The 11,615-nt window shown below is 66.3% G+C and carries 11 protein-coding genes; 9 read left to right on the top strand and 2 right to left on the bottom strand.

The window, feature by feature from the left end; all coding sequences use genetic code 11:
- The first annotated feature begins 40 nt into the window (after positions 1 to 40).
- Genes FYJ92_RS15065 through FYJ92_RS15055 form a run of 3 tightly spaced genes read left to right on the top strand, consistent with a single transcriptional unit; the run spans position 41 to position 3,270 of the window.
- On the top strand, positions 41 to 2,089 hold the full coding sequence (locus tag FYJ92_RS15065; RefSeq protein ID WP_185261415.1) for a flagellar biosynthesis protein FlhA: 2,049 nt from the start codon (positions 41 to 43) through the stop codon (positions 2,087 to 2,089).
- Positions 2,067 to 3,032 (top strand): hypothetical protein, encoded by a 966-nt coding sequence (locus FYJ92_RS15060; RefSeq protein WP_185261414.1) that lies wholly within the window; start codon positions 2,067 to 2,069, stop codon positions 3,030 to 3,032. Before FYJ92_RS15065 ends, FYJ92_RS15060 begins: the two co-directional genes overlap by 23 nt.
- A 4-nt stretch (positions 3,033 to 3,036) precedes the next feature.
- Entirely contained in the window at positions 3,037 to 3,270 is a 234-nt protein-coding gene (locus FYJ92_RS15055) for a carbon storage regulator (protein ID WP_185261413.1), read from the top strand.
- Here the strand turns inward: FYJ92_RS15055 and FYJ92_RS15050 are convergent.
- The gene (locus FYJ92_RS15050) at positions 3,267 to 3,794 is read right to left on the bottom strand and encodes a flagellar protein FlgN (protein WP_185261412.1); all 528 of its coding nucleotides are present in this window, start codon (positions 3,792 to 3,794) and stop codon (positions 3,267 to 3,269) included. The genes FYJ92_RS15055 and FYJ92_RS15050 overlap by 4 nt on opposite strands.
- 147 nt (positions 3,795 to 3,941) lie before the next feature.
- Between FYJ92_RS15050 and FYJ92_RS15045 the strand changes: the two genes are divergently transcribed.
- Entirely contained in the window at positions 3,942 to 4,760 is an 819-nt protein-coding gene (locus tag FYJ92_RS15045; protein ID WP_185261411.1) for a sigma-70 family RNA polymerase sigma factor, read from the top strand.
- 179 nt (positions 4,761 to 4,939) lie between these two features.
- Positions 4,940 to 7,465: an AMP-binding protein gene (locus FYJ92_RS15040; protein WP_185261410.1), complete on the top strand. Its 2,526-nt coding sequence runs from the start codon at positions 4,940 to 4,942 to the stop codon at positions 7,463 to 7,465.
- A 92-nt stretch (positions 7,466 to 7,557) separates the two neighbouring features.
- On the opposite strand, the gene FYJ92_RS15035 is transcribed toward FYJ92_RS15040, so the two are convergent.
- On the bottom strand, positions 7,558 to 8,532 hold the full coding sequence (locus FYJ92_RS15035; protein ID WP_185261409.1) for a type IV toxin-antitoxin system AbiEi family antitoxin domain-containing protein: 975 nt from the start codon (positions 8,530 to 8,532) through the stop codon (positions 7,558 to 7,560).
- 283 nt (positions 8,533 to 8,815) lie between these two features.
- Between FYJ92_RS15035 and paaA the strand changes: the two genes are divergently transcribed.
- The 4 genes from paaA to paaD are packed head-to-tail and all read left to right on the top strand — an operon-like array spanning position 8,816 to position 11,614.
- Positions 8,816 to 9,793 carry a 1,2-phenylacetyl-CoA epoxidase subunit PaaA gene (gene paaA, locus FYJ92_RS15030; RefSeq protein ID WP_185261408.1) on the top strand — a complete coding sequence of 326 codons (978 nt, stop codon included), beginning with the start codon at positions 8,816 to 8,818 and terminating at the stop codon, positions 9,791 to 9,793.
- Positions 9,790 to 10,185 (top strand): 1,2-phenylacetyl-CoA epoxidase subunit PaaB, encoded by a 396-nt coding sequence (paaB, locus tag FYJ92_RS15025; RefSeq protein WP_255482136.1) that lies wholly within the window; start codon positions 9,790 to 9,792, stop codon positions 10,183 to 10,185. The genes paaA and paaB overlap by 4 nt, the downstream gene beginning before the upstream one ends.
- On the top strand, positions 10,182 to 11,090 hold the full coding sequence (paaC, locus tag FYJ92_RS15020) for a 1,2-phenylacetyl-CoA epoxidase subunit PaaC (protein WP_185261407.1): 909 nt from the start codon (positions 10,182 to 10,184) through the stop codon (positions 11,088 to 11,090). Before paaB ends, paaC begins: the two co-directional genes overlap by 4 nt.
- 5 nt (positions 11,091 to 11,095) lie before the next feature.
- On the top strand, positions 11,096 to 11,614 hold the full coding sequence (gene paaD / locus FYJ92_RS15015) for a 1,2-phenylacetyl-CoA epoxidase subunit PaaD (protein ID WP_185263826.1): 519 nt from the start codon (positions 11,096 to 11,098) through the stop codon (positions 11,612 to 11,614).
- The last annotated feature ends 1 nt before the right edge of the window (position 11,615 follow it).

Below are 11,615 nucleotides of genomic sequence, written 5' to 3'. Positions count from 1 at the left end.
AGAACACCAACACCCGGACCATTCCGGAAAGGACCACCGCATGAACAACCGAATTGGCAGGCTGGCAGTGCCGGTGGGGATCGTGGGCATCGTCCTGCTCCTTGTGGTCCCGGTTCCGGCGCCGCTGTTGGACTTCCTGATTGTCTGCAACATCGTGCTTGCGCTGTTGGTCCTGCTCACCAGCATGTTCGTGAAGAAGCCCCTGGACTTCTCGGTGTTCCCCTCGCTGCTGCTGGTGGCCACGCTGTTCCGGCTGGGCATCAACGTGGCGTCCACCCGGCTGGTGCTGGGGCAGGGGTACGCGGGGCAGGTGATCGAGGCGTTCGGCCAGGTCACAGTGGGCGGTTCCATGATCATCGGTGCCGTGGTGTTCCTGATCCTGGTGGTCATCCAGTTTGTGGTGGTCACCAAGGGAGCGGAGCGGGTGGCCGAGGTGGGCGCCAGATTCACGCTGGACGCCATGCCCGGCAAGCAGATGGCCATCGACGCCGACCTCAACGCCGGCCTCATCACCGATGACCAGGCCCGGAAACGGCGGGCGGAGGTCTCCGCTGAGGCCGATTTCTACGGGGCCATGGACGGTGCGTCCAAGTTCGTCAAGGGCGATGCCATCGCCGGCATCATCATTGTCATCATCAACTTCCTGGGCGGGATCGCCATCGGTGTCCTGCAACGCGGCATGGACATCGGCGACGCCCTAAGCACCTACGGGCTGCTGACCATGGGTGACGGGCTGGTCAGCCAGATCCCGGCGTTGCTTATGGCCGTCTCCACCGGCATGATCGTCACCCGCTCCAACGCTGAGGAGGACATGGGCCGCACGGCGTCCTCCCAGCTGATGCAGTCACCCCATGCCCTGCTGATTGCCGGGCTGGCCGCCATAGCCATGGCACTGATCCCGGGCATGCCCATCCTTCCCTTCCTGGCGGTGGGTGCCCTGCTGCTGTTCGCTTCACGGCGCATGGCCGCGCAACAGAAGGGTCAGGCGGACATCCAGGCCGCGGAGGAGCACGCCGCCCTGACCCCTGTGGAGGACCCTAACGAAAGGCTGATGGAGGACATGCGGGTACACCCCGTGGAGATCCTGCTGGCCCCGGATCTGGTGGACCTCGTCTCCGGCGCCTCGGATGACCTGCTGGCCCGGGTCCGTTCCCTGCGCCACAAGATCGCCATGGAACTGGGGCTGGTCATTCCGCCGGTCCGCACCAGGGACAGTGTGGAGTTGCCGCCGGCTACGTACGCCATCCGCATCGCCGGGGTGGAAGCGGGACGGGGCACGGCGCCGTCGAGCCGGATGCTGGCCTTGGGCGATTTCCTGGACGCGCTCCCCGGTGTGTCCACCGTGGAACCCGTCTTCGGGCTCGCGGGCAAGTGGATTCCGTCCGAAATGCGGCACAGCGCCGAGATGACCGGCGCCACCGTGATCGACCGTGTCTCGGTGCTGGTGACGCACCTGTCCTCGATTGTCACGGCCAACGCTGCCCGGTTGCTCTCCCGCGAGGACGTCCGCATCCTGACGGAAGGCGTCCGGAAGCAGAGCCCCGCTGCCGTCGATGACCTGACCCCCGCGCTGCTGTCCCTGGCGGAAATCCAGCGGGTGCTGCAGGGTATGCTCGAGGAGCAGATCCCCATCAACGACCTCCCGCGCATCTACGAAGCCCTGGCCCTCCGTGCAAAGGTATCCGCCGAGCCTGAGGCTCTGATTGAGTCGGCCCGGCAGTCGCTTGGCCCGGCGCTCGCCGCGAAGTTCCTGGACGGGGGAGTTCTTTACGTGATCATGATCGATCCGCTGCTGGAGCAGTCCATGCTGGAGGACCTGCGTCCGGGCGAAGGCGGCACGCAGATCGTGATGAGCCAGGCCCGGCTGGACGCTGTGCTGGGCTCGGTCAAGCAGTCCATCGAGTCCGCGGCTGCGGCCGGGCGGCACGCCGTTCTGGTGTGCGCGCCGGCGCTGCGGCCAGCCGTGCGGCGGCTGGTGGCATCGCCCGACGGCGGTGTGCAGGTGCTCTCCTACCGTGAAGTGACTGCCGCGAATGTCGGAATCGAAACGGTGGGGGTGGTTCGCCATGCTGAAGCAATTCAGGCTTAAGGGTTCGTCCCTGGAAGCCATCCGAAAAAAGGCGGAGACCCGGTACGGTGCCGGGGCGAGGATCGTCGCGGCGGAGAAGGTCACCAACCCGGGCATCGCCGGCCTCTTTGCGGCGAACCGCTTCGAGGCCACGGTGGAAGTGCCGGCGGAGCCGCCCGCGGCCCTGCGGGCAGGCAATCCGGAACGTCCGACGGCGGCTGCCGGCCCAGTTCCGGAGACCCACCCCGGGCTGCACCGGCCGGCCATCGCCGCCCTGCTGGAGCAGGCCGACGCGACCGAACAGCGCCTCCACGCCGGCACCGGGACTGCGGTGCCGCGTTCCGCTGCGGTGCCGGTCTCTCCTGCTGTGCCGGTGTCCACGGCGCGGGCGGACTTCGCCGGGCTGCTGGAGCAACTGGGCAAGGAGTACGGGCCTGTAGCGCCCGCCGTCGGCCGTTCCTTGCCGGCCAGTGTTCCTGAAGCGGGGAAGGCGCCAACCTTGCTTGCCGGGGCGGGGGACCTGGTGCTGCTGCTCGGGCTCGGCGACGACGCCCTGGGCCCCGCCCTGGAAATGTCCATGGCCGCCGGCGGCTGCGACGTCCGGACGGGCGGCAAGCTCAGTGCGTTCGGTCACCTGCACATCCCGGACCGGCAAGGTGCCACGGCGGCCCGCGCCGGGGCGGTGGCCACCGGGCAGACGGTGCTGCTGGCCTTCGGGCTGGGCCGGCCGCGCGACGTCGCCGGCCATGCGGCGCTCATTGCCGGCTTTGCCGCAGACCAGATCTGGGTGGTGGCGGATGCCCGCAGGAAACCGGAGGATACGGCGGCCTGGCTGGGGGTCCTGACGCAGAAGCTGGGTGTGGATGCCCTGGCAGTGGTGGGTACGGCGGACACGCTGAGCCCCGGCACGGTGAACAGCCTGGGCCTGCCGGTCGGCTGGCAGGACGGCAGAAAGGTACATTGAGAACATGTTGGTTCTGACGCGTAAACCGGGCGAGAAAATCATGATCGGCGAGGACATTGTCATCACGGTCATGGAGGGGCGCGGCGACGGCGTGCGGATCGGGATCGAGGCCCCGCGTGGGGTCACCATCCAGCGCAGCGAAGTGGTGGAGGCCATCGCTGCCGCCAACATCGCCGCAGCGCAGGCCGGTCCGGAGGCTGAAGAGCTGCTCAAGGCTTTCCTGCCGCCGCTGAGCTAATCCAGTCCCAGGAACTCCTTCACCAGCGGCTGGCCACATTCCTGAACCACTGCCAGGGCGCGCTCCGAGGCGACGTGCCGGGCGTGGACTGCCAGTTCATCGGCCGGCTCCGGTGACATGCCGGCCGCTTCCGCATCCCGGGCAGAGCCTTCCAAGGCGGCGCGGAGGGCTCCGATGTTGGCTTCCCTGGCGGAGTTGACCTGCCCCACAAGGACACTCAGTTCGCTGTGATGCTCCTGCAGCAGCGCACCCCAGACATCCGTCGGGGCTGTCGCAGCGAGGTGGGGGAGGGTGGCCTGCGGGGGCGCACCCCACTGGGCTGCCACGGCTGAGGCCTCGACGTTGCGGGCCAGCGTCTCGAAGCGCAGATTCTCTACGGCGCTTTCCAAGTCCGCAGACGTGAAGGCGAGCCACTGAAATTGGTCGGCGTTCAGGTAGAGAAGCTGCGTTTCCAAACGGAAGAGCAGCAGTTCCAGGCCCCGTCTTTCGCGCCACAGAGACGCGGAAAGTTCCTCTGCCCCCATGATTCCCCCGTCCCTGGCCTGGACCCGCCGTTCAGGTCGGCGCGTTCGTATGACCGAGCGTACACGTGGGGGCCACAACCAGATGATAGTCTTCGCTTCGATGCTGCTTCTCAGCATCACATAATTCGGTTTCACGGGGGGCTAATCTTGAATCGCGACCAACGTAACGGGTTGGTCCTTCAGCATTTGCCGCTGGTGGGCTATCTGGTCTCGGAGTTGTGCGCCAAAGCTTCGCATTTGTCGCGTGATGATTTGGCGTCGGTGGGCGCCATCGCCCTGATAACCTCCGCGGAATCCTTTGATGCGTCCCTGGGTGTTCCTTTCGGCGCCTTCGCCCGGCGTCGCATCATCGGCGCCTTTGCGGATGAGATGCGCGCCAACGACTGGGCTACCCGCTCGGCCCGCAAACGCATCAAGGAAACCATGGCTGTCCAGGAGACACTGCAGGGCATCCTGGGCCGGACGCCCACCGTGCCTGAGGTTGCATCGGCGTTGGGGGTGGAGCGCAGCGTAGTGGAGGCTGCCCTGGCTGACGCTGCCCGCACGCTGACACCCCTGGATGATGTCATCGTCGAGACTTTCGCAGCGGAGACGGCGTCGCCGGAACGTTCAGTTCTCGCCGACGAACGCGTGAAGTACCTTCGAGCCGCCGTCACCGCGCTGCCGGAAAAGATGCGCTACATCGTTGAAGAGGTCTACCTCGCCGGACGTACCGTCAAAGAACTGGCCGCCGAGCTTGGCTCCACCCACGCGGCGGTATCCCAGCAGCGGGCCGAAGCCATCCGTCTGATGCGGGACGGCCTTGCGGCCCACTACGCGGACGAACCTGAAAAGGGCTTCACGCCGGAATCGCGGATCAACGCCAAGCGCCGGAACGACTACATGTTGCAACTGGGCACCGCCACTCTTGGCGGCATTACCCGTCCGATATACGCCCAGGAAAGCCCGCTGAACCAAGCGGTCTGAACCAACGCCGCCCGGCCGCCGTCGCGGGCACCCCAACGCCGGTCCCAGGCGGCCGCATTACGCCAGCAACTGTGGAAATACGGCACACTTTGGTTTCTTAATTCGCCAAAGCCCGGTGTACTGTTTTCGAGTTAGGTTCCCCTAATCTCCCCGAAGACACCCTATGGACCACGCGCGCTATGAGCATCCAACTTGACCTTCAACGCCTGCACTTTGCCGCCAACCTTGCGGACAACGGTGACAGGACTGCCGTTGCCATCAGCAATGGTGTCCTGACGTACCGGGAACTGGCTGACCGTGTTGGGGAGCTTGGCCGGCGCCTCGGTACCGAACGCCGGCTGGTGGCGCTGACCGCCGGTAACGACGTCGAATCGCTGGTGGGGTATCTGGCGGCCATGGCTGCCGGTCATCCGCTGATCCTCCTGCCCGCGGACAAGCCTGCCGCCCTGGAGTCCCTCGTCGCGGCCTACGATCCGGACGTCATCCTTCGTTCCGCAAGCGGCCAGATGGTCCTGGAGGAGCGACGGCCTGGCACCGGACACACTCTGCACCCGGACCTGGCGCTTCTGCTGAGCACCTCAGGGTCCACCGGCTCACCCAAGCTGGTGCGGCTGTCCTATCAAAACCTGCAGGCCAACGCAGAATCCATCGCGGAATACCTCGGCATCACCGGAGATGACCGGGCAATGACCACGCTGCCCATGTCCTACTGTTACGGACTGTCAGTGATCAACAGCCACCTGTTGCGTGGCGCCAGCCTGGTCCTGACGGATCTGTCCGTGGTGGACCCCTGCTTCTGGGATCTGTTCCGCAGCGAGGGGGCCACGTCATTCGCGGCCGTTCCCTATACTTTCGATCTGCTCGAACGCGTGGGGTTCGCCACGATGGATCTGCCCACGCTCAGGTATGTGACGCAGGCCGGCGGCAGGCTCGGCCCTGACCTGGTCCGGCGATACGCCGAGCTGGGTGCACGGAGCGGCTGGGACCTCGTTGTGATGTACGGCCAGACGGAGGCCACCGCGCGCATGGCCTACCTCCCGCCGCGGCTGGCAGGGGCGTCGCCCGGCGCCATCGGAATCCCGGTCCCGGGCGGGGCCTTCCGGATCGACCCGGTCCCTGGACTGGAGGACGGGGAGCTGGTCTATTCCGGGCCCAACGTGATGCTGGGATACGCCGGGACGCCGGAGGACCTGGGCCTCGGGCGGACGGTGGATGAACTCCGCACCGGCGACCTGGCCCGCCTGAACGCGGACGGATTGTACGAGGTGGTGGGGAGGCGCAGCCGGTTCGTCAAGATCGTGGGTCTGCGCGTCGACCTTGGCCAGGTGGAACGGATCCTGGCCGACCTTGGCATTCAGGCGGCGAGTGCCGGCACGGACCTGGGGCTCGTGGTGGCCGTCGAGGGTGAACACGACCCGGCGCTGGTGGGTAAGCTCCTCGCCCAGGGCATCGGCCTGCCGCGCGCTGCCCTGGAAGTCCACGCGGTGCAGGAACTCCCGCGGCTGACATCCGGGAAGCCGGACTACCCTGCCGTCCTGGCCCTCTCCCAGCCCACCGTTCAAGACGCGGCATCCAGCACGAACTCCGGGGCTGGCCCGCAGGACAGCGTGCTGCGGATTTTTGAGGACACGCTGGAACTGACGGACATTTCCGACGGCGACACGTTCGTTTCGCTCGGCGGGGACTCGCTGTCGTATGTGGCGGCGTCGGTGCGGCTCGAGCAGGCCTTGGGACACTTGCCCCCGGACTGGCATATCACTCCGGTGGGGGTGCTGGGGGCCCGCCTTGAGCAGCCACGGACGCGGAAGCGGCGCCGCGTGTTCGCCCGGCTTGAAACCAGCATCGTGTTGCGGGCGGCCGCGATTTTCCTGATTGTCAGTACCCATATCGGATTCCTGCACTGGCAGGGTGCCGCGCACGTGCTCATGGCCGTGGCGGGGTTCAACTTTGCCCGGTTCCAGCTTGCGGGGGAGCGTGTGCCCCGCCTGCGTAAACAGGCAGCCAGCCTGGCCAAGATCATCATCCCCAGCGTGGCCTTCATCGGCTTCGCCTACCTTGTCACGGACAAGTACAGCCTCGCGAATATCGTCCTGCTCAACGCGATTATCGGACCCGAGGAGGTGACCACGCAGTGGCATTTCTGGTTCGTCGAAGTGCTCGTCTACCTGCTGGTCAGCATGACGGCATTACTCGCCCTGCCCTGGGTCAGCCGGGCCGAAAAGCGCCTTCCTTTCCTCTTTCCGCTTGCACTGCTCGCCGCTGGACTGCTCACCCGGTATGAGCTTTTTGAGCCGGGAATTCCGCACACCACGCCGGCGCTTTGGCTCTTCGCTTTGGGATGGGCGGTTGCCCGGGCCCGCCACGTCCTTCAGCGATGCGGCCTGAGCCTCGTGGCCGCTGTGACCATCCCGGGCTTTTTCGATAATCCCTACCGTGAACTGACGGTCATTGCCGGGATCCTCCTGCTCTTGTGGCTGCCCAGCGTTCCCGTCCCGGCAGGGCTGCGGCGCCTCACGGTTCTGCTGGCCGGCGCGTCCCTGCACATCTACCTGGTGCATTGGCTGGTCTACCCCCTGGTGGTTGAGCTCAGCCCCGCCCTCGCCGTGGTGGCCTCACTGGCCGCAGGCTCGGCGTACTGGGCACTCTGCAACCATGCGCCAAAGGTCCTCTGCCGCGCTGGAAGGTGGGTCGTGTCCGCCCGGTGACGCGCAGACGGCCCGGCGACGCGCAAACGGCCTGGCGCTACGCAAGCGCGCTGTCGCTACCTGAATACGGGTGTCGCCACGGCAGAGGCGCGTCACGGGGACTTTAGCGCGTCGCATTCCGCAGAACGCGTACGACGGCGGGGCACGCCGGCCGCTACCAGCTTGCGTTCCAGCTTCCCGGGTTCCATCAGATCGGCCCAGTCCCACCTCACCACGTTGAACCCAGTGGCCCGGATCCGGTTCTCGCGCTTCTTTTCCTCCACCACGGCCTGCGAGGCTGTCCTGCCTTTGAGGAACTCCGGTTTGACGTACTTCTCCACGCCATCGAATTCGCCAACCACCCTGGCCAGCTTCCAGTAGAAGTCGGCATAGCCAACAAGTCCGTCCTTGTCGTGGATGGCTTGCTGCAGGGCCGGGGTTTCGAAACCGGCCACCTGGATCAGCGAGCGGCTGTAGGACTCTCCCGCCGAACCGGACAAAGGGTCCGCGAAGGCCAGGGCGGCCAGTATCCTTCGCCCGGCCGCCGCGGAGTAGTTCGTGCCGATGCTCGCCATCAACTCGTCCTTGGTGAGGGCCCGTAGTCGCAGGGCGCGGTCCGGTTTCAGCACATGGTCCAGCGGCGCCGCCGCCTCCGTGAACGGCGTAAACGCGGCCAGATCGAGGACGGTGCGGATGCGGCCGGTGACGAGCAGGCCCTCCCGCTGGACCACTGCCAGAGCCGATGGATCAGCGAAGTGGCGGACAACTCCGGCGCGGGACCGGCCGCCGTCGTTCTTCATCGTCAGGGCGTGGACTGCATGGGGCAGGCCAATAGTGGGAATGCTCCAGACAGAAGCTGCGGAATGTCGGGCGAAAACGGTGGGACGCTCGAAGGTTTCCGCCGCCGCGCTGATGCGGAGCCTGTATTGCTCCCACGGCTTCAGTCGTGTCCACGCGGGGCCGTCGGTGTAGACGCCGTGCCGGATCCGGACAAGCGAACCGGCCTTTACGCCCTTGGCGAGGTCCTTGGCGGTCAGTCCGTGCTCGATGCGGTCGCGGGCCAAGAGAAGTGGTGGAAGGTCGGTCATGTACCGAAGATGCCAGTTGCGCGCCGTGTACGACAGATCAAGCTGCCGCCATGTGGAAAACCAACCTCACTACGGGCGACGCGCACCACAACTCTCGACCCGCATGTGCTCTGACGCGCACGAAATATGGGCCGCGTCAGGGTATGTGCGCGTCGACAAGGGGTATGCGCGTCGCCAGCAACCGCAGGCCCGCTTCTTGACGCCCTCCGCGTCCTCCGCATATCCTGAACGAACGGTCGGTAAATAAATCGGACCAAATCCAGGCAGGTGCATAGGAGCAACCATGGAAGCCAACGCCCAGCGCAACGCGGACAGCCAAGAAGCAGACGGTCAGGCCAACTTTGACCGCGTCATGGCCGAGGATTCCCGCATTGAACCAAAAGACTGGATGCCGGACGCCTACCGCAAGACCCTTCTGCGTCAGATTTCCCAGCATGCCCACTCGGAGATCATCGGGATGCAGCCGGAAGCCAACTGGATCTCCCGCGCCCCGAGCCTGAAGCGCAAGGCCATCCTGATGGCGAAGGTCCAGGACGAGGCCGGCCACGGGCTCTACCTGTACTCCGCAGCGGAGACCCTGGGCCAGAGCCGGGACAAGATGATGGCCGATCTCATCGCCGGCAAGGCACGCTACTCGTCCATCTTCAACTACCCGGCCCGGACCTGGGCGGACATGGGTGCCATCGGCTGGCTGGTGGACGGCGCCGCCATCTGCAACCAGGTGCCGCTGTGCCGCGCCTCCTACGGCCCCTACGGCCGCGCCATGGTGCGCGTCTGCAAGGAGGAATCGTTCCACCAGCGCCAGGGCTTCGAGATCCTGCTGGAGCTCGCCCACGGCACCCCGGAGCAGAAGCAGATGGCCCAGGATGCCGTGGACCGCTGGTACGCCCCGGCGCTGATGATGTTCGGCCCGCCGGACGACGATTCGCCCAACTCCAAGCAGTCCATGGCCTGGAACATCAAGCGTTTCAGCAACGACGAACTCCGCAGCCGCTTCGTGGGAATGATGGTGGAACAGGTCCGCGTGCTGGGCCTCACTCTCCCGGACAGCGAGATCCGCTTCAACGAGGACGCCAAAAAGTGGGAACATGGCCCGCTGGACTGGGAAGAGTTCCACGAGGTCCTCGCCGGCCGCGGCCCCTGCAACGCCCAGCGCCTGGAGCGCCGGAGGGAAGCGCACGACGACGGCGCCTGGGTCCGCGACGCAGCGGCCGCTTATGCAGCAAAACAGTCAGCAAAGACAAAGGAATACGCAGCATGAGCGACGCAAAAAATCCGGTGATTGAGCCTGTCGAAATCCCGTCAACCAACGGGGGAGAGCCGGTGATTGAGCCTGTCGAAATCCGGCGCCCGGAGGTTTCGACAAGCTCAACCACCGGATGGGGCCTCTGGGAGGTCTTTGTCCGGTCCAGCCGCGGCCTGTCCCACGTCCATGCCGGGTCCCTGCACGCGCCAGATGCCGCCATGGCCCTGCGCAACGCCCGGGACCTTTACACGCGCCGCAATGAGGGTGTGTCCATCTGGGTGGTCCCGGCCGACGCCATTGCCGCCAGCGATCCCGACTCCAAGGGCTCCTTCTTTGAGTCCCCGCAGGGCAAGGACTACCGGCACGCCACGTACTACACCAAGAGCGAAGGGGTGAAGCACCTATGATCCCCACCGACTCCCACAGCTCGCAAGCTCGCAGCGGGGCCCTCGCCGGCGTGGCCCCTGCCGCGACCGCCACCCGCATCACGCCCGGCAACGCCCTGCGCCCGGAGGACATCGCCCTGGAGGTCCGCACCGGCCTGGCCAAGCCCACCGAGGATGTGGCCGAGTACGCGCTGCGCCTGGGGGACGACGGTCTGATCCTCGCCCAGCGACTTGGCCACTGGATCTCCCGCGGCCCCGAGTTGGAGGAGGACGTGGCCCTGGGCAACATCGCCCTGGACCAGCTGGGCCACGCAAGAAGCTTCCTCACCTACGCGGGCGCCTGCCTGGGGCAGGACGGCACAGTCAAGACCGAGGACGAGTTGGCGTACTTCCGTCGTGAGCATGAGTTCCGGTCGGCCGCGATCTTTGAGCAGCCCAACGGCGACTTCGCGGCGACGATCGCCCGGCAGTTCGTGGTGAGCTATTACCAGTTCGAGCTCTACCGCCGGCTCACGCAATCAACGGACGCCACACTTGCCGCCATCGCCGCCAAGGCCGTGAAGGAAGTGGACTACCACCGGGACCACAGCGCCCAGTGGGTCCTGCGCCTGGCCGGCGGCACCGACGAATCACGGGCACGGATGATCCAGGGCCTGCAGCAGATGTGGCCCTACGTCGCCGAGCTCTTCGAGGACGACGAGCTGACCACCCGCCTGGCTGCAACGGGCGCCGCCGTCGAGCCTTCAGCGTTGAAAGCCGACTTTAATCGCCTCATCGGCGAAGTCCTCGAAGAAGCCGAGCTGGAGGTGCCGGACGTAGCGGCGGCCCCGGGCGGCGGCCGGCAGGGCCAGCACTCCGAGCACCTGGGCTACCTGCTCGCGGAGATGCAGGTGCTGGCGCGCGAGTATCCCGGAGCGAGCTGGTGACCGCCATGTACATCTCGGACTTCGAAACGCGGACCCTGACGCCCCGGCAGAAGGCGCGGGACATCGCCGCCACGGTCTGCGATCCGGAGATCCCCGTGCTCACCATCGCGGATCTGGGCATCCTGCGCAACGTGGAAATAAAAGACAACAACGTCACGGTCACCATCACGCCCACGTACTCGGGCTGCCCGGCCATGGACGCCATCCGCGACGACCTGAAGACAGCCTTCGCCAAGGAAGGCTACACAGCAGAGGTGGACCTGGTGCTCGCCCCGGCCTGGACCACGGATTGGATGACGGACGCCGGGAAGGCGAAGCTCAAGGAGTACGGCATCGCCCCGCCGTCGGGCATGGCAGCAGCCGGCGGCCACCACGGCCCCATCCGCCTGCAGATGGCCGTGAAGTGCCCGCAGTGCTCGTCCCTGAACACCAAGGAACTCACCCGGTTCGGCTCCACGTCCTGCAAGGCGCTGTACGTCTGCAAGGACTGCCTGGAACCGTTCGACTACTTCAAAGTCCTGTAAG

The organism is Pseudarthrobacter sp. NBSH8, assembly GCF_014217545.1.
Taxonomy (GTDB): Bacteria; Actinomycetota; Actinomycetes; order Actinomycetales; family Micrococcaceae; genus Arthrobacter.
Note: the sequence above shows the minus strand (reverse complement) of the source record. Positions and strands in the feature narration are given on the sequence as shown.